At 67.6% G+C, this 22,228-nt stretch carries 22 protein-coding genes; 8 read left to right on the top strand and 14 right to left on the bottom strand.

Annotated elements, in window-relative coordinates:
* Positions 1–43: 43 nt before the first annotated feature.
* Positions 44–1,297: a hypothetical protein gene (locus AC1ROX_RS16320; protein ID WP_493126984.1), complete on the top strand. Its 1,254-nt coding sequence runs from the start codon at positions 44–46 to the stop codon at positions 1,295–1,297.
* On the opposite strand, the gene AC1ROX_RS16315 is transcribed toward AC1ROX_RS16320, so the two are convergent.
* Positions 1,289–1,801 (bottom strand): gluconokinase, encoded by a 513-nt coding sequence (locus tag AC1ROX_RS16315; RefSeq protein WP_493126983.1) that lies wholly within the window; start codon positions 1,799–1,801, stop codon positions 1,289–1,291. The genes AC1ROX_RS16320 and AC1ROX_RS16315 overlap by 9 nt on opposite strands.
* Positions 1,802–1,853: 52 nt before the next feature.
* On the opposite strand from AC1ROX_RS16315, the gene gnd reads away from it, so the two are divergent.
* Entirely contained in the window at positions 1,854–2,831 is a 978-nt protein-coding gene (gene gnd / locus AC1ROX_RS16310) for a phosphogluconate dehydrogenase (NAD(+)-dependent, decarboxylating) (RefSeq protein ID WP_493126982.1), read from the top strand.
* Here the strand turns inward: gnd and AC1ROX_RS16305 are convergent, their stop codons facing one another.
* The 3 genes from AC1ROX_RS16305 to AC1ROX_RS16295 are packed head-to-tail and all read right to left on the bottom strand — an operon-like array spanning position 2,832 to position 5,005.
* The gene (locus tag AC1ROX_RS16305) at positions 2,832–3,425 is read right to left on the bottom strand and encodes a glutathione S-transferase family protein (protein WP_493126981.1); all 594 of its coding nucleotides are present in this window, start codon (positions 3,423–3,425) and stop codon (positions 2,832–2,834) included.
* Entirely contained in the window at positions 3,425–4,156 is a 732-nt protein-coding gene (locus AC1ROX_RS16300) for an SDR family NAD(P)-dependent oxidoreductase (protein WP_493126980.1), read from the bottom strand. The genes AC1ROX_RS16305 and AC1ROX_RS16300 overlap by 1 nt, the downstream gene beginning before the upstream one ends.
* Before the next feature lie 3 nt (positions 4,157–4,159).
* Entirely contained in the window at positions 4,160–5,005 is an 846-nt protein-coding gene (locus tag AC1ROX_RS16295) for an SDR family NAD(P)-dependent oxidoreductase (protein WP_493126979.1), read from the bottom strand.
* A 57-nt stretch (positions 5,006–5,062) separates the two neighbouring features.
* Here AC1ROX_RS16295 and AC1ROX_RS16290 point away from each other — a divergent pair, with 57 nt between their 5' ends.
* Positions 5,063–5,935: an S-methyl-5'-thioadenosine phosphorylase gene (locus AC1ROX_RS16290; protein ID WP_493126978.1), complete on the top strand. Its 873-nt coding sequence runs from the start codon at positions 5,063–5,065 to the stop codon at positions 5,933–5,935.
* Positions 5,936–5,938: 3 nt separating this feature from the next.
* Here AC1ROX_RS16290 and AC1ROX_RS16285 read toward each other — a convergent pair whose 3' ends face one another.
* The 3 genes from AC1ROX_RS16285 to AC1ROX_RS16275 are packed head-to-tail and all read right to left on the bottom strand — an operon-like array spanning position 5,939 to position 8,804.
* Complete coding sequence (locus AC1ROX_RS16285; protein ID WP_493126977.1) at positions 5,939–6,694, bottom strand: IclR family transcriptional regulator; 756 nt, start codon at positions 6,692–6,694, stop codon at positions 5,939–5,941.
* A 14-nt stretch (positions 6,695–6,708) separates the two neighbouring features.
* The gene (locus tag AC1ROX_RS16280; protein WP_493126976.1) at positions 6,709–7,692 is read right to left on the bottom strand and encodes a Bug family tripartite tricarboxylate transporter substrate binding protein; all 984 of its coding nucleotides are present in this window, start codon (positions 7,690–7,692) and stop codon (positions 6,709–6,711) included.
* A 32-nt stretch (positions 7,693–7,724) separates the two neighbouring features.
* Complete coding sequence (locus AC1ROX_RS16275; protein ID WP_493126975.1) at positions 7,725–8,804, bottom strand: LLM class flavin-dependent oxidoreductase; 1,080 nt, start codon at positions 8,802–8,804, stop codon at positions 7,725–7,727.
* A gap of 103 nt (positions 8,805–8,907) precedes the next feature.
* Here AC1ROX_RS16275 and cysQ point away from each other — a divergent pair, with 103 nt between their 5' ends.
* Genes cysQ through AC1ROX_RS16255 form a run of 4 tightly spaced genes read left to right on the top strand, consistent with a single transcriptional unit; the run spans position 8,908 to position 13,638 of the window.
* Entirely contained in the window at positions 8,908–9,705 is a 798-nt protein-coding gene (cysQ, locus tag AC1ROX_RS16270; protein ID WP_493126974.1) for a 3'(2'),5'-bisphosphate nucleotidase CysQ, read from the top strand.
* Positions 9,702–10,679 (top strand): L-threonylcarbamoyladenylate synthase, encoded by a 978-nt coding sequence (locus tag AC1ROX_RS16265; RefSeq protein WP_493126973.1) that lies wholly within the window; start codon positions 9,702–9,704, stop codon positions 10,677–10,679. The genes cysQ and AC1ROX_RS16265 overlap by 4 nt, the downstream gene beginning before the upstream one ends.
* Before the next feature lie 24 nt (positions 10,680–10,703).
* Complete coding sequence (locus AC1ROX_RS16260; protein WP_493126972.1) at positions 10,704–12,173, top strand: FAD-binding oxidoreductase; 1,470 nt, start codon at positions 10,704–10,706, stop codon at positions 12,171–12,173.
* On the top strand, positions 12,166–13,638 hold the full coding sequence (locus tag AC1ROX_RS16255; RefSeq protein WP_493126971.1) for an FAD-binding oxidoreductase: 1,473 nt from the start codon (positions 12,166–12,168) through the stop codon (positions 13,636–13,638). Before AC1ROX_RS16260 ends, AC1ROX_RS16255 begins: the two co-directional genes overlap by 8 nt.
* Positions 13,639–13,681: 43 nt before the next feature.
* Here the strand turns inward: AC1ROX_RS16255 and AC1ROX_RS16250 are convergent, their stop codons facing one another.
* From AC1ROX_RS16250 to AC1ROX_RS16225, 6 genes are all read right to left on the bottom strand, one after another.
* Positions 13,682–13,978, bottom strand: coding sequence for a hypothetical protein (locus tag AC1ROX_RS16250; RefSeq protein WP_493126970.1), 297 nt, complete (start codon positions 13,976–13,978; stop codon positions 13,682–13,684).
* Positions 13,975–14,841, bottom strand: coding sequence for an isocitrate lyase/PEP mutase family protein (locus AC1ROX_RS16245; RefSeq protein WP_493126969.1), 867 nt, complete (start codon positions 14,839–14,841; stop codon positions 13,975–13,977). Before AC1ROX_RS16245 ends, AC1ROX_RS16250 begins: the two co-directional genes overlap by 4 nt.
* A 115-nt stretch (positions 14,842–14,956) precedes the next feature.
* Positions 14,957–15,508: a YMGG-like glycine zipper-containing protein gene (locus tag AC1ROX_RS16240; RefSeq protein ID WP_493126968.1), complete on the bottom strand. Its 552-nt coding sequence runs from the start codon at positions 15,506–15,508 to the stop codon at positions 14,957–14,959.
* Complete coding sequence (locus tag AC1ROX_RS16235) at positions 15,505–17,409, bottom strand: serine/threonine protein kinase (protein ID WP_493126967.1); 1,905 nt, start codon at positions 17,407–17,409, stop codon at positions 15,505–15,507. The genes AC1ROX_RS16240 and AC1ROX_RS16235 overlap by 4 nt, the downstream gene beginning before the upstream one ends.
* 15 nt (positions 17,410–17,424) lie before the next feature.
* Positions 17,425–18,309 carry an FHA domain-containing protein gene (locus tag AC1ROX_RS16230; protein ID WP_493126966.1) on the bottom strand — a complete coding sequence of 295 codons (885 nt, stop codon included), beginning with the start codon at positions 18,307–18,309 and terminating at the stop codon, positions 17,425–17,427.
* A 159-nt stretch (positions 18,310–18,468) separates the two neighbouring features.
* Positions 18,469–19,239 carry an enoyl-CoA hydratase/isomerase family protein gene (locus tag AC1ROX_RS16225; protein WP_493126965.1) on the bottom strand — a complete coding sequence of 257 codons (771 nt, stop codon included), beginning with the start codon at positions 19,237–19,239 and terminating at the stop codon, positions 18,469–18,471.
* A 73-nt stretch (positions 19,240–19,312) separates the two neighbouring features.
* On the opposite strand from AC1ROX_RS16225, the gene AC1ROX_RS16220 reads away from it, so the two are divergent.
* Positions 19,313–21,103 (top strand): acyl-CoA dehydrogenase, encoded by a 1,791-nt coding sequence (locus tag AC1ROX_RS16220; protein ID WP_493126964.1) that lies wholly within the window; start codon positions 19,313–19,315, stop codon positions 21,101–21,103.
* Here AC1ROX_RS16220 and AC1ROX_RS16215 read toward each other — a convergent pair.
* Entirely contained in the window at positions 21,054–22,211 is a 1,158-nt protein-coding gene (locus tag AC1ROX_RS16215) for an MFS transporter (protein WP_493126963.1), read from the bottom strand. The two genes, AC1ROX_RS16220 and AC1ROX_RS16215, sit on opposite strands and share 50 nt — an antisense overlap.
* Positions 22,212–22,228: the final 17 nt, after the last annotated feature.

The raw sequence follows: 22,228 nt of genomic DNA, 5'->3' as shown, positions 1-22,228 counted from the left end.
TGCATCTCATGGAACAGTTATTGCCGATGCTCGTTCGACGCCCATGCACAAGCCCCCCTCGGAAATCCGGCACGACCGGCAGGACTTGCAATCACTTGCCGAACGGACGGGCATCGCCTGGCATCCCGACGCCCAGGACGATCTGGATGAGGCGGCACTCAATTTGCGCCGGGAATGGCTTGCCAAAGCCCACCGCCCAGCCGATGCGACGCTCAAGAGTCCCTGCGAAGGCGAAGTCTCACGCCTTCCCGATGGACAGGACATTCACTTCGGTTACGAGCGTGAACTCGACGCCGGCCTGCTGGAGGGCCGCCAGCCGCTTTGCTACCCGGTACCGCCTGGATGGCAGTCGCTGCGCGTCCTGTGCCGCAGCGGGCAGGCTGCCCTCTCGTCCCTTCTCCACCTCATCGCCCACAAAGCGTCTTCCCAACCGCTCACGATCCATCATGCCGGCCGCTATTTCGAAACGGCCGCGCTGATTGACCTCTGGCCCCGTCACGTTCTCGAACGATCGGATGCCGAGGCGCCACATGTAGATGTGCTGCTCGGCGAACCCGTTCACTGCGACGGCCAGTTCGGCCTCTCCGACCCAGCCGTCCTGCCCCGCGCTCGGCGGGCCTTGTTGCTCGACACGACCATGGTCGGCCTACGGGTCGACCTGGCGCCCTGGCTGGAGAGATGCGACGGGTTTGCCGCCATTTTCCGCTCCGGCCTGAAGCTCGACCAGGCGGGACTGGAACTGGCCAACGTCGGCATCGTGCAGCTTTTCACGCGGGAGGGCTCGGACAGTGACCCGGCATCACTGAAAGCGGAGCTGGAGCGCATCCGCGCACTCACGGGAGGCGGCCTCACCCTCGACGAACTCGCGGCCCTGTCCGCACCCTGGTTCCTCGATCGCGCCTATCTCGAGCAATACACAGGCCGCGTGTTCGCCAACAATGAAGCCCTTGCGCAGGCGATCGGCGTGGGTTCGAAGCTGTTCGATGACCGGTGTCATCCCTCCCTGCTTTCCTCTCAAGCCGTCGCTCCCTTCTGCGCGATTAGATTGCGGGACGGCGATGCGGCGGCTCACCGTCGCCTGCTGCGTCGCGTGGAAACGGAAATCGCCCGCCGCGGCCTGGCGCTCGCCAAGGGCGGCTCCTTTGGCTTTCGTGGCGACCGGTACGAGCTGATCGAACCCGATCCTCAGGCCGGCCGACCGTTCCTGCGCGTGGCGATGGGCTATCGCGGCGACGAAAACCGCCACCGCATCATCGGTCTCTTCCGCGAGCTTGCGGCCCTGCCGGCCCTAGCCTGAGCCCCGCACCGCCAGCCTGCACACGATCTCGCTCACGATCTGCGACGGCTCCGGACCGATATCGACGACGATCGGTCGTTCGTCTTCCCCCGGCTCCTGCAAGGCAGCGAACTGGCTGTCGAGCAGGCCAACCGGCATGAAATGCGAGGTCCGGGCCATGAGACGCCCGTGGATCAGCGCCTGCGTGCCCTTGAGGTAGACCAGAGCCACGTCGCGCCGCTCTCCGACGAGGATGTCGCGATAGATCCGCTTCAGTGACGAGCAGGTGACGACGCCCGCCTGTCCCCTCTCCCGCCAGGCATCGATGTGGCGGCCGATCGCCCGCAGCCACGGGAAGCGGTCGGCATCGGTGAGCGGGGTGCCGCTCCGCATCTTCTCGACATTCTCGGGCGGATGCAGGTCGTCGCCGTCCTGGAACGCGCAGCCGAGCCCGTCGGCCAGCAAGCTGGCGACGGTGGTCTTGCCCGATCCCGAGACGCCCATCACGACGACGATGGTCTTCATTGCCGTCCAGCTTATCATGCGGCCGGGATCAGGAAACGAACGGGAGAGACGGATGCAGCTCGGCATGATCGGCCTGGGACGGATGGGCGCCAACCTCGTGCGCCGGCTGGTGCGGCAGGGCCATGACTGCGTCGTCTTCGACCAGAACCCCGAAACGGTCGCGGGCCTCACCGGGCAGAGCATCACCGGTGGCGCCGATCTCGGCGATCTGGTCGCGAAGCTCAGCCCGCCGCGTAACGTCTGGGTCATGCTGCCGGCGGGCGAGATCACCGAACAGAACGTGGCCGAGCTGGGACGGCTCCTGGAGCCCGGCGACACGATCATCGACGGCGGCAATGCCTTCTTCCAGGACGATGTGCGCCGCGCCCGCGAGATGAAGGAAAAGGGCATCCACTATCTCGATTGCGGCACCAGCGGCGGCGTGTGGGGCCTGGAGCGCGGCTACTGCCTGATGATCGGCGGTGACAAGGAGGCCGTCGAACGGCTCGATCCGATCTTCAGCGCCCTCAGCCCGGGTGAAGGCACGATCCCGAAGACGCCCCGTCGCGAGACGCGCGATCCCAGGGTCGAGCGCGGCTACCTCCATTGCGGACCGAGCGGCGCCGGCCATTTCGTGAAGATGGTGCACAACGGCATCGAGTACGGGCTGATGCAGGCCTATGCCGAGGGATTCGAGATCCTGCGCAAGGTTTCCTCCGAGGCAGTTCCGGCGGAACGCCGCTACGACCTCGACCTCGCCGACATTGCCGAGGTCTGGCGGCGCGGCAGCGTCGTCAGCTCCTGGCTGCTCGACCTCACCTCCGCGGCGCTGGCCGAAGACCCGGCTCTCTCGAAGTATTCGGGCTTCGTCGAGGATTCCGGCGAAGGACGCTGGACTATCAACGCCGCCATCGAGGAGGCCGTACCAGCCGACGTCCTGTCCGCAGCGCTCTACGCCCGCTTCCGCTCCCGCGACCGCGAGGGCACGGCCAACAAGCTCCTGTCCGCCATGCGCCACGCCTTCGGCGGCCATGTCGAACCGAAGAAGTAATCAGGGAATACCGTTGCGGCCGTGCGTGAGGAACGCCGGCCTTTGGCTCAGCCGGTCGTAGTAGGCTGCGACGGCCGGAAAGACCGGCTTGTCCATCGGCGTCATGAACCAGCGGTTGACGCTGAGCCCGATGGGAATGTCCGCCAGGGTGAAGCCGTCGCCCGCGACATAGCGGTGCTTCGACAGCACCTGATCAAGGATGCCGACCATCCGCGCCCAGTCGGCCTTCGAACTCTCGATCCAACGACTATCGTTGAAAGCGGGGTTCTTGCGCACGAGTGCCGAGAAGGCATAGCGCCAAGCGGTGTTGAACTCCGTCGCCTGCCAGTCGATCCAGCGCTCCACCTCCGCCCGGGCTCGCGGCTCGGTCGGCAGCAGCGAGGTCGCGGCCCATTTGTTGGCGAGATAGCGGAGGATCGTGTTGCTTTCCCACAGCACGAAATCGCCATCGACGATCACCGGCACGAGCCCGTTGGGATTGCGCGCCATCTCCGGCGCGCTGTCCTCGCGCGTGTAGGAGATACCGATCTCCTCGCAGGCCCACAGGACCTTGCGCACGTTGATCGAGCTCGCCTTGCCAATGATCCTCAGCATCAGAGGAACGAGAGCCCCCCACTCAGAGCGACGGTCTGTCCTGTCATGTAGGCATTGCCGATGACCATGAGGACCGCCTGGGCGCATTCCTCCGACGTGCCGAACCGGCCGAGCGGAATGCGGTCGGGCGACGAAGCGACGCCGCCGCGCACCATGTCGGTCTCGATCAGCGAGGGCGCCACCGCGTTGACGGTGACGCCGTCCTTCACGACCCGCGCGGCATAGCCTCGCGTCAACCCTTCCATGCCGGCCTTGGAGGCATTGTAATGCGGGCCGATACCGCCCGCGCCCCGCGCCGCGCCCGACGAGATGTTGACGATGCGGCCCCACTTGCGCGCCCGCATGCCGGGCAGAACGGCCTTGGTGCACAGGAAGGCCGACTTCAGGTTGACCGCGATGGTGCGGTCGAACTCCTCCTCGGTGAGGTCGTCAATGCTGCTCATGATGGCGAGGCCGGCATTGTTCACCAGCACGTCGACCGGTCCCAGCTCGCGCTCCACGGCCGCGATCATGCCTGCGACCGCCGCGCCGTCCGACACGTCGGCCGCAACAGCCATTGCCTTCCCGCCGGCCTTCCTGATGGCGGCCACCACCTCGTCCGCGTCGGCCGCCCGTTCGCGATAGTTGACGGCGACGGCAGCGCCCTCCTGAGCGAGCGACAGCGCCACCGCACGACCGATGCCGCGCGACGCGCCCGTCACCAGCGAGACCTTGTTGGCGAGCGAAGCCATGGCTCAGATCTCGTCGACGCCGAAGGCCTGGCGCATCGCCTTCACGCCTTCCTGGTGCGGCGTCCATAGGCGGCCGCCGACCAGGCCGCCATCGACCACGAGGTCGTGGCCGTTGATGAAGGTCGAATCGTCCGAGGCCAGGAAGATGGCGGCCTTGGCGATGTCGTCGACGATGCCGGCGCGCGGGATCGGCTGGTTCTTGGCCATGCTGGCCTTCATCGCCTCGGCATAGGAATCGGCCTTGTCCGGCGGCAGGCCCAGCGCCTTGGCGAAGATGCCGGTCGCGATGCCGCCGGGCGAGATCGAGTTCACGCGCACGTTCTTTTCGCCGAGCTGCATGGCGGCGCACACGGTGAGATGGTTCACCGCCGCCTTGGCCGCACCATAGATCATCGAAGTCGAGTAGCCGGCCCGGCGCGCCGCGACGCTGCCATTGTTGATGATACTGCCCGAGCCCTGCGCCATCATCAGCGGCGCGGCGTGCTTCATGCCGAGCATGACCGACCGCACCAGCGTCGCCATCGCCGCGTCGAATCCCTCGACCGGCACGGTCTCGATGCCACCGACCGGCGCCGGCCCGCCGGCATTGTTGAACAGGCAGTCGACTCGGCCCCACTTGGAGAGGCAGGCGTCGAACATGCGTTTCACGTCGTCCTCGCGCGTGGCATCGGCCGTCACGAAAATGCAATTGTCCTTGCCCAGCGACGCTTCGAGCGTGCGGCCCAGCTCCTCGCGCCGCCCCGTGGCGACGACCTTGGCCCCCTCCTGGGCGAACAGCTCGACCGTGCGCCGCCCGATGCCGCTGGTCGCCCCCGTAACGATGGTGATCTTGCCGTCGAGCTTGCCCATGCCTCTCTCCCCTTTGCCGAAGGGGGATGATACACCACCGCCAGCGAGGAGAAGCATATGACGGTGTTGGGTATTCTCGGCGGCAGCGGCGTCTACGACATGGCCGGTCTCAAGAACGCGGAATGGCGCCGGGTCGCCTCGCCGTTCGGTGAGACGTCCGACGAGTTCCTGTTCGGCGTCCTGGACGGGCTGGACGTCGTCTTCGTGCCCCGGCACGGCCGCGGGCATCGCCATTCGCCCAGCTCGATCAACTACCGCGCCAACATCGATGCGCTGAAGCGCTCGGGCGTCACCGACATCCTGTCGCTGTCGGCCTGCGGCTCCCTGCGCGAGGACCTGCCGCCGGGCCATTTCGTCGTCGTCGACCAGTTCATCGACCGCACCTTCGCCCGCGAGAAGAGCTTCTTTGGCGAGGGCCTGGTCGCGCACGTCTCGATGGCGCAGCCGACCTGCAATCGCCTGGCCGAGGTCGCCTACGACTGCGCCCAGAAGGCCGGTTTTCCGATCAGGATGGGCGGCACCTACATCGCCATGGAGGGCCCGCAATTCTCCAGCCTGGCCGAGTCGAAGCTCTACCGGAGCTGGGGCTGCGACGTGATCGGCATGACCAACATGCCGGAGGCCAAGCTCGCCCGCGAGGCCGAGATTTGCTACGTGACCGTCGCCATGGTCACCGACTTCGACTGCTGGCACCCCGACCACGACCATGTGCAGGTCGCCGACATCGTCCGCGTGCTGCTCGAGAATGCCGAGAAAGCCAAGGCGCTGGTCGCCATGATCGCCCCGCGCCTCAAGGAAACGCGGCCCCTGCCCTGCCCGTCCGGCTGCGATCGCGCGCTCGAACACGCGCTCATCACCTCGCCCACGGTCCGCTCCGAGGAGCTGGTGGCCAAGCTCGACGCCGTCGCCGGCCGCGTCCTGAAGAAGTAAGCCTCAGCGCGCGCGAGGTGGTGCGCCCAAGAGGCGCGAAATCTCATCCGCCGCTGCGGTCAGCAGCGGGATGTAGCGGTCCATCACCTCGGGCTTGAGCCGCTCGACCGGGACCGTCAGGCCGATCGCAGCGGCCGCGCGGCCGCCATGGTCGTAGATCGCCGCCGCAGCGCCGCCCACCTGCTCGCGCCATTCGCCGACATTTGTCGAGTAGCCGTCGAGCCGGATCTTCTCCAGCGCCGCCAGCAGGTCGTCGCGCCGGTAGAGCGTGTGCTGCGTGAAGCGCTGCAGTTCCTCGGGCAGCGCCTGCAGAGCCTCGGGCGACTGCACCGACAGCAGCGCCTTGCCGGTGGCCACGCAATGCGCCGGCGTGCGCTGGCCGATGCGCGAATAGGCGCGCACCGGCTGGGTGCTCTCGACATTGTGGATCGAGACGACCTCGCAGGCGGCCATGTCGAGGATCGAGAGATGCGCCGTTTCGTCGACCTCGGCCACGAGACGCTGCATCACCGGCGTCGCGACCTGCGCGACGTCCAGCCGGCCGATGATCATCGCGCCCAGCTCCCACAGCCGAGTGGTGACGGTGTAGCGCTGCTCGACCTGGGTGACGTAGCCCCGGCTCGACAGGGTCTGCAGCAGCCGGTGCACGTTGCTCTTCGACAGGCCGAGCTTCATCGCAAGCTCGGTGACGCCGAGCGGTGTTGCGCTGGAAGCCAGCGCTTCCAGCACCGTCAATGCCTTGACGACCGTCGTATCCATGCTTCTCCTGCCCGTCAGTCGAGCGTGATGTTCAGCGAACGGACCAGCGGCTCCCAGAGCGCACGGTCTCTCGCCATGTACTTGTCGGCCGAGCCCGGCTCCTGCGGACCGGGGATCACGATTGCCAGCGGCTCGAAGCGCGCCTGCAGGACACCCGACGCCAGGATCTTGTTGATCGCGGTCTCGATGCGCGTGACCACGGCGGCCGGCGTCGCCTTGGGAACGGCCAGTGCGTACCAGCCCAGCGCCTCGAAGCCGGGATAGCCGCTCTCGGCCACCGTCGGGATCGACGGCTCGACGGCCAGGCGCTTGGCGCTGGTGATGGCGAGCGGCACGACGGCCTTCTGGGCGATCTGCGGCAGCGCGCCCGAGACCACCTCGGAGAACATCTGCACCTCGTCGGCCAGCAGGGCGCGCATGGCGCCGGCGCTGCCCGGGTACGGGACGTGCGTGATCTTGATGCCGGCGCGCTGGGCGAACAGCTCGGCGGCGAGATGCAGCGAGGAGCCGAGACCCGAGGAGGAGAAGTTCACCTTGCCCGGATTGGCCTTCGCATAGGCCACGAACTCCGCCAGCGTCTTGGCCGGGAACTTCGGGTTGACGATGAACACCACCGGGACCTCGGCGATGATCGACACCATCTTGAAGTCGCGGTCGGTGTCGTAGGCCAGGCCCTTCTTCAGCAGCGGGTTCAGTGTGTACGTCGTGCCCGTGCCCAGCAGCATCGTGTAGCCGTCGGCCGGCGCATTGGCAGCCGCCGTCGCACCGATCGCGGTGGCGGCGCCGCCCTTGTTGTCGACGATGACGGGCTGGCCCAGCTCCTTGGCCAGCGGCTCGGCCAGCACGCGCGCCAGCAGGTCGTTGGTCGCGCCCGGCGGATAGGGCACGATCAGCTTGACCGGCTTGTCGGGATACTGCTGCGCCGACACGGCTCCGGCGAAGCCGAGCGAAAGGGCCACGGCGCCCGCGAGAGCGACGCAAAACTGCTTCCTGAACACGTTTCCTCCTGTTTGATCGTTTGTCTTGTGAGTTAGGCTGCCGCCGCTGCGAGTTCGCGATCGATGTCGAGAGCGCCCGCCTTGAGGCGCGGGATCAGCTCGCGACCGAAGTCGGTGACGTCGCCCAGCGGGTCGAAGCCGCGGATCAGGAACGAGGCGACGCCCAGCCGGTAATATTTCAGCATCGCCTCGGCGACCTGCTCCGGCGTGCCGACGAGGCACGACGTGTTGCCCTTGCCCGCAGCAGCGCCAGCAACCGGCATCCACAGCCGCTCGTCATGCACGTCGCCGCGCTTGGCCAGTTCGACCAAGCGCTCGGCCGACTTGTCCTGCGCCTTGGTCGGCATCGTGCCGCTCGACTTCAGGTCCTCGAGGATCTTCTTCGCCTTGTCCCAGGCCTTGCCCTCGGTCTCGGCGACGATGGGGCGGAACGAGACGTTGAAGCGCGGCGTGCGGCCGAACGGCTGGGTCATGCGGCGGAACTCGGCCATCCGCTCGGCCGTCTCGGCCAGCGGCTCGCCGAACATCGCGAAAGCATCGCAATGCCGTGCGCCCATCTCCATCGCACCCGGCGAGGAGCCGCCGAAGAACAGCGGCGGATAGGGCTGCTGGAAGGGCCTGGCTTCGGAGAACACGTCCTTGAAGCGGTAGAACTTGCCCTCGTAGTCGAACGGCTTGGTCGAGGTCCAGACCTTGCGCATCACGTCGAGATACTCGGCGGCGCGCACGTAGCGCTCTTCCTTCGGGGAAAAGTCGCCCTCGCGCTGCTGATCGGCATCGCTGTTGCCCACGATGATGTGGAGCGCCAGACGGCCGCCGGAGAGCTGGTCGAGCGTCGCGGCGGCACGGGCCGCGATGGTCGGCGCCACGACGCCCGGGCGATGGGCGATCAGGAAGGACAGCGTCTTGGTCTGGCAGGCCGCGTAGGAGGCGACGTTGAAGCCCTCGGCCGAAGAGGCGTAGTAGCCGACCAGCACATAGTCGAAGCCGGCCACCTCGTGGGCTTGCGAAAATTCCCGGAGAAATGTCGGCGAGATGCCACCTGCGATCACATGCAGGGCGGTGCCCTGCGGCGGGGCGACGCCGATCATCCCAATGACATTCACCGGCATGCTTTCCTCCGTTTGTTCTACATATTGAAACGTTGTTCCAACATACTTATGTGCACGAAGTTTGCTGTCAAGCCGAAGCCCCCGCCGCGTATAAGGACCGCCCATGACCCATGCCCTGCCCCCCCTCGAGACCCTTCGCGACGCCTGCACAACGATCGCCGAAGACGCCGCGCGCGAGATCATGCGCATCTACGCCGGCGACCACGGCGCCCGCGCCAAGGACGACAAAAGCCCCGTTACCGATGCCGACCATGCCGCCGAAGCGGTCATCCTGGCCGGCCTGCGCAAGCTCACGCCCGGCACGGTGATCATCGCCGAGGAGGAGATGGCCGCCGGACGCGTCCCCTCGCTCGTGGACGGACAGCCCTTCTGGCTGGTCGACCCGCTCGACGGCACCAAGGAATTCATCAAGAGGAACGGCGAGTTCACGGTGAACATCGCCCTGATCGAGGACGGCCGTCCGACGCTGGGCATCGTGCTGGCGCCGGCTACCGACACGCTGTGGCGCGGCGCCAAGGGCCTGGGGGCCGACAAGCGCGAGGACAAGGGCGCCTTCACGCCGATGTGCACGCGCACGCCGCCCACCGGAGGCCTGACCGCCTGCGCGAGCCGCAGCCACGGGACCTACAGCGATCTCGACATCTGGTTCCGCAACAACAACCTCACCGTTTCCGACCGCGTCGAGGCCGGTTCCTCGCTGAAGTTCTGCCTGATCGCCGAGGGCAAGGCCGACATCTATCCGCGCTTCGGACCGACCATGGAATGGGACACCGGAGCGGCCCAGGGCGTGCTCGAGGCGGCCGGCGGCGAGGTGATCACGGTCGACGGCCAGCCCCTGCTCTACGGCAAGCCGCGCTTCGCCAACCCGCACTTCATCGCCCGCAGCCTGGCGGCGCGATGAGCGTGGTCGAGGCGACGGCACAGTCCATCGCCGAGGCCGCCCGGACACTGCGGGAGGGCGGCCTCGTCGCCTTCCCGACCGAGACCGTCTACGGGCTGGGCGGCGACGCCACCAACGAACGCGCCGTGGCGGCGATCTTCGAAGCCAAGGGCCGCCCGCAGTTCAATCCGCTGATCAGCCACGTCCTCGATGCCGCCGCCGCGCGCGCCTTCGTGCGCTGGAGCGACACGGCCGAGAAACTGGCGGCGCGGTTCTGGCCAGGACCGCTCACGCTGGTGCTGCCGCGCTCGGAAGGTTCGCCCATTGCCCTGCTCGCTACCGCCGGACTCGACACGGTCGCCATTCGCGCGCCCTCTCATCCGATCGCCCAGGCGCTGATGCGCGCGACCGGCCGGCCGATCGCCGGTCCCTCGGCCAACCGCAGCGGCGAGGTGAGCCCCACGCGACCCGAGCATGTCGCGCAATCGCTCGGAGAACGTGCGCCGATGATCCTCGACGGCGGCCCCTGCCTCGTGGGTGTCGAATCGACGGTGCTCGATCTCTCGACGGACACTCCCATCCTGTTGCGTCCCGGCGGCGCGACGCGCGAAGAGATCGAGGCCGTGATCGGCCCGATCGCGCTCAGCGACGCAATCCCGAGCGGCGACGCCGCGCGCAAGTCACCCGGCCAGCTCCACAGCCACTATGCGCCATCGCGGCCCGTGCGACTGGAAGCAACTTCGGTTTCGGCCGATGAGGGGCTGCTGGCCTTCGGCGACACCGTGCCGACGGGCGCCATGCTGACGCTCAATCTCAGCCCGACCGGCAATCTCGGCGAGGCCGCGGCCAACCTGTTTGCGATGATGCGATCGCTCGACCGGCCGGGCATCGGCCGCATCGCCGTCGCACCCATTCCGCACACCGGGCTCGGCCTTGCGATCAACGACAGGCTAAGGCGGGCCGCCGCGGATGACGGCTCCAACCGGCAGCGCTAGTCTGCCCAAAAGCTTGAGGAAACAATGCCCGATACCGCCATCACCCCGACCATTCCGACGGCCCCCGTCACGCCCGCGATCCTCGAAAGCCTGCGCGCCATCGTGGGCGACAAGGGCCTGATCGCCGACGACCAGGGCAAGCAACCTTTCGTCACCGACTGGCGCGGCTCGATCGTGGGTAACGCTGCTGTCGTGGTTCGGCCGGCGAATGTCGAGGAAGTCTCCAGGGTCGTGAAGCTCTGCCACGACAACGGCATCGCCATCGTGCCGCAGGCGGGCAACACCGGCCTGATGGGCGGCGCCACGCCCTGGCCCACGCACACCGGCATCGTCCTGTCGGTCGGCCGCATGAACAAGGTCCTGAACGTCGATCCGGTCGGCTACTCGATGACCGTCGAGGCGGGCTGCGTGCTGCAGACGCTGCAGGAGACCGCGGCCAGCCATGACCGCTTCTTCCCGCTGTTCCTGGGCGCCCAGGGCTCCTGCATGATCGGCGGCAATCTCTCGACCAATGCCGGCGGCGTGCAGGTGCTGCGCTACGGCAATGCGCGCAACCTCGTCATGGGCCTCGAAGTGGTGCTGCCCAACGGCGACATCTGGAACGGCCTGCGCGCGCTCAAGAAGGACAATACCGGCTACGACCTCAAGCACCTTTTCATGGGCGCCGAAGGCACCTTGGGCATCATCACCAAGGCGGTGCTGAAGCTGTGGCCCGCCGCCAAGGACACCGCCACCGCCTGGCTCGCCATCCGCGATCCGCAGGCCGCCATCGAGATCCTGTCCGAAGCCCATGCCGCGTCGGAGGACAATGTCGGCTCGTGCGAGCTGATGAGCCGGACCTGCACCGACATGGTCCTGCGCAACATCCCCGGCACGCAGGATCCGTTGAAGGCCGACACGCAGTGGTTCCTGCTGCTCGAATGGACCTCGGCGCGCCCCAAGGTCGAAGGCACCGAGGGCATGTCGGAGAAGATGGAGCAGTTCCTCGCCGACCAGATGGAAGCCGGCCGCGTGCTCGATGCCGTGATCGCCCAGAGCGAGGCGCAGGCGCGCAACATGTGGGTGATCCGCGAATCGGTCGCGCCGGCGTCGCGCGCCGAAGGGCCGGGCCTCAGCTACGACATTTCGGTCTCGATCTCGAAGGTGCCGGAGTTCATCGAGCGCGGCCTCAAGGCCGCGCTCGACATCCTGCCCAGCATCCGCCCCTACCCGCTCGGCCATATCGGCGACGGCAACATCCACTTCTCCTTCATGGGACCGAAGGGCATGGACCGGCCGACGCTCAGCCAGTATTCGCCCGCCATCACGCGCGCGGTGAACGACCTGGTGACGAGCCTCGACGGATCGATCTCGGCCGAGCACGGGATCGGCATCGACAAGCTCGACGAGCTGGCTCACTACCGGAGCCGGATCGAGCTCGACACGATGCGCACCATCAAGCGCGCGCTCGACCCGAAGAACATCATGAACCCCGGCAAGGTGCTGCGTGTCTGAAACCGATTTCGTTGAAAAGCTGCGCGCCGTCGTCGGCGACAAGGGCCTGATCACCGACGAGCAGGGCAAGCATCCCTACGTCACCGACTGGCGCGAGAGCTTCGTCGGCAACGCGCTGGCCGTCGTGCGCCCGGCGAATACCGAGGAAGTCGCCGCTATCGTGAGGCTCTGCGCGGCTGAGAAGGTCGCTGTGGTGCCACAGGGCGGCAATACCGGTCTGGTCGGTGGCGGCACGCCCGACGAGAAGGGCCGCGAGATCGTGCTGTCGCTCAACCGCATGACGCGCATCACCGACATCGACCTGATCGGTTACTCGATGACAGTCGAGGCCGGCGTCATCCTGAAGACCATCCAGGAGACGGCAGCGGCGAACGATCGCCTCTTCCCGCTGTCGCTGGCGGCCGAGGGAAGCTGCACCATCGGCGGCAATCTCTCGACCAACGCCGGCGGCGTGCAGGTCCTGCACTACGGCAACGCCCGCCAGCTCGTGCTCGGCCTCGAAGTCGTGACGCCCCAGGGCGAGATCTGGAACGGTCTGCGGGCGCTCAAGAAGGACAATACCGGCTACGACCTGCGCGACCTCTATCTCGGCGCCGAAGGCACGCTGGGCATCATCACCCGCGCGGTGTTGAAGCTTTGGCCCAAGCCCAAGGACGTCGCGACCGCCTGGGTCGCCGTCCCCTCGCCCGAGGCCGCCGTCGCCCTGCTGAGCGGCGCGCATGCCGCCTCGGAAGACAACGTCACCTCCTGCGAGCTGATGGGCCGCCAGGGCATCGACCTGGTGCTGCAGCATATTCCCGGCGCCACCGATCCGCTGTCGGAGAAGCACGACTGGTACGTCCTGCTCGAATGGTCTTCTACGCGCGCACGCCGCGAGGGCGAGAATGCGGGTGGCTTGCGCGAGAAGATGGAAGCCTATCTCGGCGAGGCGATGGAACAGGGTCTCGTGCTCGACGCCACGATCGCGCAGAACGAGACGCAGGCCCGCGCGCTGTGGGCCCTGCGCGAAAACCATACCGAGGCCTCCAAGAAGGAAGGCCCCTCGGTGAAGCACGACATCTCCGTCGCGGTGAGCAAGATCCCCTCCTTCGTCACCGAGGGACTGGCGGCGATGAAGAAGGCGCTGCCCGAATGCCGGCCGGTCACCTTTGGCCATGTCGGCGACGGCAACCTCCACTTCAACTGCCAGGCACCCGCCGGCTGGGACAAGGCGCGCTTCCTGCCGCACACCCATGCGGTGAACGCCGCCGTCTACGATCTGGTCGTGAGCTACGGTGGATCGATCTCGGCCGAACACGGGATCGGCCTGCTCAAGGTCGACGAGCTCGCCCACTATCGCAGCAAGGTCGAGATCGACACGATGCGCACCATCAAGCGCGCGCTGGATCCGCAGAACCTCATGAACCCGGGAAAGATCGTCCGGTCTGACTCATTGGAGCGCGCCACTCCAGTGGCGCAATCATGAGCGCCACTGGAGTGGCGCGCTCCATTGATAAACCGAGTCCGCTTTAAGGCCGCGGTGTCCTGTCGTTGGTACGGTCGACGATCTCGTATTGGACGTCGATCACCTTGCCGTCGTGATGGCGGGCCGGCGGTGCGGGCTCCACGTCGCGGCGGAAGAAGCTCAGGATCCAGCGCTTGGCCTTGAAGGCAAGCAACAGGACGAGCGCGACCGCGGCGAAGCCCGCGATCACGGCAAAGCCCAGGACCGCCAGCACGACGAAGCCGATCAGGCCGAGGACCAGCTGGATCCAGACACGAGCCGGCAGGCGCGACAGCAATTCGAGAATCTGCTTTCCGTTCATGTCGCCCAGCGCTTCTCGAAGTCCCAGACCTCGGGGAAACCCATCAGGCCGTGGATGTCCTGGTACTGCGGCAGCGGGTCGCCGACGCTGGTGCCGGCATCCTTGAGATGCGCATAGGCCAGACGCATCGCCTCGGCGGCGACACTCAAGCCCAGCACCGGATAGATCGCGAGGTCGAAGCCCCACTTCTTCAGCCGGTCGACCTCGGCGCGCGGTGTCTTGCCGAACTCGACCATGTTGGCGAGCAGCGGCTTGCTCACTTCCTTGCCGATCCGCTCCAGCTCCGCTTCACTCTCGGGCGATTCGACGAAGATGATGTCGGCGCCGGCCTCCTCGTAGAGCCTGGCGCGGCGCAGCGCCTCGTCGAGGCCCAGCGCCGTGCGCGCATCGGTGCGCGCCACGATCAGCGTCTCCTCGTGCCGACGCGCATCCGCCGCGACCCGGATCTTGAGCGCCATGTCCTCGGCCGGCACCACGCGCCGCCCCGGTGTATGGCCGCACTTCTTGGGCATCTCCTGGTCCTCGATCTGGATCGCCGCGACACCCGCCGCCTCGTAGCCGCGGATCGTGCGCTGGACGTTCAGAAGCCCGCCATAGCCCGTGTCGGCATCGGCGATCAGCGGCGTCTCGACCACCGAGCAGATCATCTCGGCCCGGCCCAGCATGTCGGAATAGGTCGCGAGGCCCGCGTCCGGCAGGCCCAGCATCGAGGCCGTGGCGCCGTAGCCCGTCATGTACAGCGCGGGAAAGCCCATGCGGTCCGCGACCCTCGCGGAGATGCCGTCATAGATGCCCGGCGCCAGGATGAACTCGCCCCGCGCCAGGAGGTCCCGCAGCTTCGCTGCCTGTCGATTGCCTGCCATGTCTCTCTCCTCGCTCAGGAAAATGACCGAGTTGTGTCGGACGGACCAGTCTCCGCATACGAAAATGGCCGGCGATCAGGATCGCCGGCCATTCGTTCATGAAAGTGTCAACCGATCAGACGGAGACGGGCTTCAGTTCCGACGATCCCGCCGACTTGCAGAAAGTCGTGGTCTCGGTCGTGGTCTGGCCGTTCTTGGTCGCCGTCAGTTCGATCGGACGGCAGGTGCTGCCGTCGGCGCGGCTGGTCGCCGGCGCAACCGGCTTGGCGCTCACGACCGTCGGCGGCGCCGACGTCGAGGACGACGAGGAGGTCTTGGTCGGCTCGACCGTGTAGGTGGTCGGCACGTTGTTCTCGGCGACGAACGCATACTGCGTGGCCTCGGCCAGGCGACGACGCTCCTGGTCGTCGAGCGCGCGGCCCACGAGGTTGCCGGCCAGGCCGCCGACCAGAGCACCACCGACCGCACCGCCGACCGATCCGAAGGCCAGGCCGCCGACGACACCGCCCAGCGCCGCACCCATGACGGTGCCGGTCGTCTGGTTGTTCGGCTGACCGCGATCGTCCGTGCAGGCGGCCACGAGCCCGAGGGCCGCGATCACGCCTACGATCCGGACGACGATCTTCCTGCCGGAGAAGAAGGCCGTGTCAGCAGTCACTGCAGTCATCTGGTGCATCTCCTTTTGTAATCAGGGACATTTACTCTACTCCAAAGGTACTGCTTGCTGCCACGCGCATCGTCCTCCGCGTCCGCATAGGAACGCGGCGCATCGCACGAGGCCAGCAGCAGGCCGGTTCGAACCAGAACCAAGGCAAGATCGTCGCGGTCGGAGTCCGGGATGTCCGCCAGGCCGTCCTTGGCGGTGCGTTTGGTGATCAGGCAGCGATAGAGCGGCGTGCCGTCGGTCAACCGGTCGGTCTGCCGGCAGCGCAGGTTGCGCGGCTGCGCGGCCAGCGAATCGGCAGCGAGCTTGTGCAGCGCGGGATCGTCGACGCTGTCGACGCCCTGCAACCTGATCTCGGTCGGCCGGTCCTTGAGGCCGATCAGCATCAGCGTCTTGCCGAAGTGATCGAAGTTGCCGGCGACGAACTCGGTGGCCTTGCGCGCGTCCTCGATCGCCTTCTGCCGCGCGGCGGCTTCCTCGGTGGCCTTGCGCTGCGCTTCCTCATCGGCGCGCTTCTTCTCGGCGATCTCGGACTCGATCTTGCGGCGGGTATCCTCTTCGAGCTGGCGCCGTGCCGCCTCGGCCTGCGCCTTCTGCTGCGCCTCGAGATCGGCCCTGGCCTTGGCATCCTGCTCGGCCTTCGTCTTGGCCTCCTGATCCGCTTTGGCCTTGGCCTCCTGCGCGGCCTTCTCGGCGCGCAGCTGTTCGGCTTCTTCGGCGGCCTTGCGCCGTGCTTCTTCCGCCGTTTCCGCCGCAGCGCGCGCCTTCACCATCTCCGGATCGGGTCCGCGCGTCGCCATCGCGTAATAGCCGCCACCACCGATGGCCAGCAGCAACACCGCAGCGATGCCCGCCCACAAGCCCGTCTTACTCTTGCGCGGCGGCACGGGGTCGGCCGAAACGGACGGCGCCATCGTCGCGGGTCCGAGAACGGACACCCGTCCGGCCGGCGCATCATCGGCCTTGCCCATGACCATCGTCGCGCCGGGCTCGGGCGCCGACGTCATGCCGAGGATCGGCCGCCAGCCGGCAATCGACTGCGGCCGGTCGCGCGCCGCGACGGTGAGGCCGGCATCGACGCCCGCAAGGATGCCCGGCGAGAAGCCCGGAGGCGCCAGCTTGCCGAGCGGCTCGTAGCCGTCATCCAGCATACGGTCGAAAGCGTTGGGCGGCGCCTTGCCGGCGATCGCGTGATAGATCGTGGCGGCAAGGCCGTAGATGTCCGTCCACGGCCCCTGCTTGGCCGACGTCATCTGCTCGGCCGCGGCGTAGCCCGGCGTGAAGATCGCCGTCATCGCCGCCGTGCGGCCGACCATGGCCGCGCGCGACGCGCCGAAATCGATCAGGGTCGGATTGCCGGCGGCGTCGAGAAGGATGTTGGCCGGCTTGATGTCGCGATGCAGGAAGCCCGCGGCATGGACCTGCTCCAGCCCATCGAGCAGCGGCCACAGGATGCGATCGACTTCCTCGGCCTTCAGCCGGCCGCCGGTGGTGATGCGGTCCTCGAGCGTGGCGCCACTCAGCAGTTCCATCACGATATAGGCCGTGCCGTTGGCCTCGAGGAAATCGAAGACCTGCACGATCGCCGGCACGCGATGCAGGCTGGCGAGCGTCCGGCCCTCGGTGACGAAGCGGTCGCGTCCCCAGCCGAAATCGTCGGCCATCTTGGTGGTGCGCGGCAGCACGGTCGAACCGTCCTGGCGCACGGCCAGCGCCGACGGCAGGTATTCCTTGATCGCCACCTCGCGGCCGAGCTGCACGTCGCGGGCGCGATAGGTGATACCGAAGCCGCCCTGGCCCAGCACCGACACGATCTCGTAGCGGCCGATCAGCTGGCCGGCCTTCAGCGAGACATAGTCGACCTCGGGCGGCGTGGCGCCGGACATGGTCGTGGGCTCGTTCATGGGCGGTTCACGCCGCTAGGTATGATGAACGATCAGCTCGACATCGCCGAGCCGCAGCTTTGAGCCCGCCTGCAGGGCGATCGGCGTGCCGGCCTTGAGCACCGTGCCGTTGACCGCCGTGCCGTTCGTGGAGCCAAGATCCTCGACCTGCAGCGCCTCGCCGGCGACGCTGAGCTTGGCATGCCGGCGCGACACGGTCGGATGCGGCACGACCAGCTCGCACTGATCGGCGGCGCGGCCGATGCACATGCCCTGCGACTGGCCGACCAGCTTTTCCATCGACACTTCGAACGTGTGCTTGCGGCCCGCCGAGTCCGGCCCTTCGAAACGCAGCGTGATCTGCGGCACCATGCGCGTCGTCGTGCCCGGCGACACGAGCTTCGCCTGACGCACGTGGAAGACCTGGACCGAGCGGCTGACGTTCTTCAGCTGGTGCTCGCCGCCGTCATGGAAGACGTACTCGGTGCGCAGTTCCACGAGATCGCGCACGGCGCGCGATACGGCGATGCCGCCCGGCTCCGCCAGGGTCTGGATGCGCGCGGCGAGGTTCACGCCGTCGCCGAAGATGTTCTGGTCCTCGTCGTCGATGATGACTTCGCCGAGATGGACGCCGATGCGGAACAGCATGCGCTGCTCTTCGCTCAGCGCATCGTTGAATCGGCCCATCCGCTCCTGGATGTCGATCGCCGCAGCGACCGCCGATACCGCCGAGCCGAACTCGGCCAGCATGGCGTCGCCCGCCGTGCCGACCAGGCGGCCGCGTCCGGAATCGATGGCCGGCCGCCAGACTTCGATCTGGGCCGACTTGAGGTGGCGGAACGTACGGGTCTCGGCGCCCTCCATCATCCGGGTGAACCCGGCGAGGTCGGCGTGGACGATGGCGGCTAGGCGGCGTTGCATGGTCTCTTCGGTTCAGCGGCCCTATCCCGATCTACCGCCCGACTGCAAGATACCTCGCCCGGCGGCCGTCGGCACGGCCCCAATTCTTGCCGGCATCCTGCATTGAATCGCGGCAATCTTGCGACCAACGGCACCATCAAGATGCCGCCGTCCTGCCCGTCAGCGGCCTTTGAAGGAGGGCGTGCGACGCTCGCCCAGCGCGGCCAGCCCCTCTTTCAGGTCGTCCGAAGTCGCGCAGGCGCGCTGCGTCTGGCGGATCGAGGACATGTCGGGCGCCGCCTGGGCGAACTGCTCGATGGCGCGCTTCATGCCCGACATCGACAGCGGCGCCAGGCCTGCGAGGCGCGCGGCCTTCTCGGCGACCTTGTCCTTGAACTCCGCGCGCTCGACCAGCCAGTCGAGATAGCCGACGGCCAGCAGCTCGGTGTCGTGGAAATCCTCCGACAGCAGGAAGGCGCGCTTGGCGAAGCTCGGGCTCACCTTCTGTGTGTAGCGGCGCAATCCGCTCGGATAGTAGTGCAGGCCGAAACGCGCGGCCGGCATGAAGAAGCGCATGCCCTTCACGCCGAGGCGGAAGTCGCAGGCCAGCGCGAGATCGGTGGCGCCGCCATAGACGCCGCCGTTCAGTGCGCAGAGCGTCGGCATGCGCATCGCCTCGATGCGATCCATGACGACTTCGAAGGTGTTGTCGCCGCCTTCGTCCTTGCGCTCGCCGGCCGGGATCGAGCCGAGGTCGTAACCGGAGCAGAAGGTCTTGTCGCCGGCACCGGTGATCACCGTGGCGCGCACGGCGGGATCGGCGTCGGCCTTCTCGACCGCTTCGCGCAGCAGCTTCAGACCCTCGGGGTTGAGGCGATTGTGCTTGGCCGGATCGTTCAGCGTGATGGTGGCGATGGGGCCGTCGATCGACAGCAGGACTGTGTTTGTCATGTGGCCTCCAAAATAGCCGAGCCGGTCGCCAAAAGCGACCGACCACGGCATATTGCGGCCCGGAGGAATTCACATGACTTACACTGCCCCGCTGGCCGACATGCGTTTCGCCCTGCGCGAAGTCGCCGGCCTCGCCGGCGTCGCCGCCCTGCCGGGTTACGAGCATGCGACGGACGACACGATCGACGCCGTGCTCGAGGAAGCCGCCAAGCTGGCCGGCAACGGGCTCGCCCCGCTCAACCGCGAGGGCGACAAGGTCGGCGCCAAGCTGGAGAACGGCGTGGTGCGCACAGCGCCCGGCTTCGCCGCCATCTATAAGGAATTCGTCGAGGGCGGCTGGAACTCCCTCCCCTTCGATCCGGAATTCGGCGGCCAGGGCATGCCGTGGCTGCTGGCGACCACCGTGCAGGAGATGTGGCAGGCCGCCAACATGGGCTTCGGCCTGGTGCTGCTGCTGAACCAGGGCGCGATCGATGCCATCCATCATCATGGGTCGGCGGAGCAGAAGGCTGCCTATCTGCCCAAGATGATCTCCGGCGAATGGACCGGCACGATGAACCTCACGGAGCCGCAGGCCGGCTCCGACCTCGGCCAGCTCAAGAGCCGAGCGGTGAAGAACGGCGACCATTACCTCGTCACCGGCCAGAAGATCTTCATCACCTACGGCGAGCACGACATGGCCGAGAACATCGTGCACCTCGTGCTGGCGCGCACGCCCGACGCACCGGCCGGCGTGCGCGGCATCTCGCTGTTCATCGTTCCGAAATATCTGCCCAACGAAGACGGTACGCCGGGCAAGCGCAACGACCTGCGCTGCGTGTCGCTGGAGCACAAGCTCGGCATCCATGCCAGCCCGACCTGCGTGATGTCGTTCGGCGACGATGGCGGCGCGGTCGGCTATCTCGTCGGCGAGGAAGGCCGCGGCCTCTCCTACATGTTCACCATGATGAACAATGCCCGCCTCTCCGTCGGCATCCAGGGTCTCGCCATTGCCGAGCGCGCCTATCAGCAGGCCGCCGCCTTCGCGCGCAGCCGCGTGCAGTCGAAGGACGACGGCAGCCCCAAGCCCGCCTCGGTGTCGATCGTGCATCATGCCGACGTGCGCCGCATGCTGATGAGCATGCGGTCCCAGATCGAGGCGATGCGGGCGCTGGGCTACTACACCGCCGCCGGCATCGACGGCGCGCTGAAGCAGCCGGACAAGGAAGCCGGCCGCAAGATCCAGGACCGCGTCGATCTCCTCATTCCGATCGTGAAGGCCTGGTTCACCGACCTCGGCAACGAGATCGCCTCGACCGGCGTGCAGATCCACGGCGGCATGGGCTTCATCGAGGAGACGGGCGCCGCCCAGCACCTGCGCGACGCCCGCATCCTGCCGATCTACGAGGGCACCAACGGCATCCAGGCACGCGACCTAGTCGGCCGCAAGGTCGCCAAGGACGGCGGCGAGACCATGCTGGCGCTGGTCGCCGAGATGCGTGCCACGGCCGAGGAGATGAAGGCCGCACCGGGTGACGATCTCGAGGCGATCCGCACGGGCCTCGTGGCCGCCGCCGATGCGCTGGAGAACGCCACCAGGTGGGTCGCCCAGTCGGTGAAGGCCGAGCTGGTGAACGCGCTGGCGGGCTCGGTGCCCTTCCTGCGGCTGGCCGGCACGGCGCTGGGCGGCTGGCTGCTGGCCCGCAGCGCCCTGGTGGCCCAGACGAAGCTCGCCTCCCGCGACGGCGATCCGGCCTTCCTGGAAGCCAAGCTGGTGACGGCGCGCTTCTACGCCGAAGTCATCCTGCCGCCGGCGCTGGCCCAGCTCGGCCCGCTCAAGGCGGCGGGGCGGACGGTGTTCGTACTCTCGGAAGAGCAGTTCTGAGCGCGCACAGCGCCAGCGCCGCTCCGGCGATCAGCAGCGGCGCCCGGATCGACAGCCCGTAGAGGGCCGTGCCGCTCAAGGCGCCGCCGATCCAGCCCGCGGCCATGGCGGCGTGCAGCCGGCCCGCGACCAGTCCCTGCCGGTGCTCCCCGCCCAGCCGGGCGGCCTCGGTCATCAGGCCCGCCTGCGCCAGCCCGTAGCCGACACCGAGGACGGTGAACGAAGCGATCAGCACGTTCGGGCCTCTCGCCACCAGGGCGCCCGCGATGCCGGCCAGGCAGAGGACGAAGCCCAGGGCCATCATGTCCCTCGTCTCCAGCGCGAGGGCCCGCACACCGAAGGCCTGCATCAGGAAGGCTCCGGCGGCAAAGGCCGCGGACGCAAACCCCGTCGCGCGGATCGCCGCTTCGGTCTCGAGCCCGAAGCGATCCTGGACATAGAAGGCCGTGGTCGGCTGCATGGCACCGAAGCCCAGGACCATCACGAAGGCCAGCAGCGCGTAGGCCGCGAGACCGTCGACCGGTGCAGCGTCCGCCTGCGCCATCTCAGCCGGCCGCTTGCCTTCGCGGACGCCGGCCATCGCCAGGGCGGCCAGGGTGACCAACAGGGCGGCGGCGGCGACCGGCCAGGCGAAGCCGAGGCCCACCAGCATCGCCACGAAAGCAGGGCCCAGGACACTGCCGACACTCACCGCCGCGCCGATCATGCCAATGCCCGCCTGTCGGCGCTCGCGCGGCGACACATCGACCATCCAGGCAATCGCCGCCGGCTGGATGCCCGCGGCGAACAGTCCGTAGACGATGCGCGCGGCCAACAGTCCGAGAAAGGCGTACGGCAGGAGTGCCGCATAGAAGGCCGCGAACAGCGCGAGCGACAGCGCGGTCGCGACAAGTCCCGCGGCCATGACCGGCCCTCTGCCGAAGCGATCCGAGAGGCGGCCCCAGGACGAAGCAGTCAAAAAGAACAGCACGCCGGAGGACGCGAAGATCGTACCGACCTCGAACTCGCTGAGGCCGACCTCGCGGCCGAACAGGCCGAGCGTGGCGAATACGGCCCCGTTGGCCATGGTGGCCGTGAAGACGGCGAAAAGGACAATGGCTGCTTGCACGCGCGCAACCTCGATCA

It is taken from the genome of Reyranella sp. GW821-FHT14A01, assembly GCF_058803965.1.
This window is presented reverse-complemented; position numbering and strand designations above follow the sequence as displayed.

Excerpts from the sequence above, each read along its gene's own strand:
- AC1ROX_RS16300 (WP_493126980.1), bottom strand. The coding sequence starts at position 4,156 with ATGGCTTCGCTCGCCAACAAGGTCTCGCTGGTGACGGGCGCGTCGCGC.
- AC1ROX_RS16250 (WP_493126970.1), bottom strand. The coding sequence starts at position 13,978 with ATGAACGGAAAGCAGATTCTCGAATTGCTGTCGCGCCTGCCGGCTCGT.
- AC1ROX_RS16260 (WP_493126972.1), top strand. The coding sequence starts at position 10,704 with ATGCCCGATACCGCCATCACCCCGACCATTCCGACGGCCCCCGTCACG.
- AC1ROX_RS16230 (WP_493126966.1), bottom strand. The coding sequence starts at position 18,309 with ATGCAACGCCGCCTAGCCGCCATCGTCCACGCCGACCTCGCCGGGTTC.
- AC1ROX_RS16315 (WP_493126983.1), bottom strand. The coding sequence starts at position 1,801 with ATGAAGACCATCGTCGTCGTGATGGGCGTCTCGGGATCGGGCAAGACC.
- AC1ROX_RS16225 (WP_493126965.1), bottom strand. The coding sequence starts at position 19,239 with ATGACAAACACAGTCCTGCTGTCGATCGACGGCCCCATCGCCACCATC.
- AC1ROX_RS16275 (WP_493126975.1), bottom strand. The coding sequence starts at position 8,804 with ATGCCGGTGAATGTCATTGGGATGATCGGCGTCGCCCCGCCGCAGGGC.
- AC1ROX_RS16295 (WP_493126979.1), bottom strand. The coding sequence starts at position 5,005 with ATGGGCAAGCTCGACGGCAAGATCACCATCGTTACGGGGGCGACCAGC.
- AC1ROX_RS16240 (WP_493126968.1), bottom strand. The coding sequence starts at position 15,508 with ATGACTGCAGTGACTGCTGACACGGCCTTCTTCTCCGGCAGGAAGATC.
- AC1ROX_RS16265 (WP_493126973.1), top strand. The coding sequence starts at position 9,702 with ATGAGCGTGGTCGAGGCGACGGCACAGTCCATCGCCGAGGCCGCCCGG.
- gnd (WP_493126982.1), top strand. The coding sequence starts at position 1,854 with ATGCAGCTCGGCATGATCGGCCTGGGACGGATGGGCGCCAACCTCGTG.
- AC1ROX_RS16305 (WP_493126981.1), bottom strand. The coding sequence starts at position 3,425 with ATGCTGAGGATCATTGGCAAGGCGAGCTCGATCAACGTGCGCAAGGTC.
- cysQ (WP_493126974.1), top strand. The coding sequence starts at position 8,908 with ATGACCCATGCCCTGCCCCCCCTCGAGACCCTTCGCGACGCCTGCACA.
- AC1ROX_RS16245 (WP_493126969.1), bottom strand. The coding sequence starts at position 14,841 with ATGGCAGGCAATCGACAGGCAGCGAAGCTGCGGGACCTCCTGGCGCGG.
- AC1ROX_RS16220 (WP_493126964.1), top strand. The coding sequence starts at position 19,313 with ATGACTTACACTGCCCCGCTGGCCGACATGCGTTTCGCCCTGCGCGAA.
- AC1ROX_RS16320 (WP_493126984.1), top strand. The coding sequence starts at position 44 with ATGCACAAGCCCCCCTCGGAAATCCGGCACGACCGGCAGGACTTGCAA.
- AC1ROX_RS16235 (WP_493126967.1), bottom strand. The coding sequence starts at position 17,409 with ATGAACGAGCCCACGACCATGTCCGGCGCCACGCCGCCCGAGGTCGAC.
- AC1ROX_RS16290 (WP_493126978.1), top strand. The coding sequence starts at position 5,063 with ATGACGGTGTTGGGTATTCTCGGCGGCAGCGGCGTCTACGACATGGCC.
- AC1ROX_RS16285 (WP_493126977.1), bottom strand. The coding sequence starts at position 6,694 with ATGGATACGACGGTCGTCAAGGCATTGACGGTGCTGGAAGCGCTGGCT.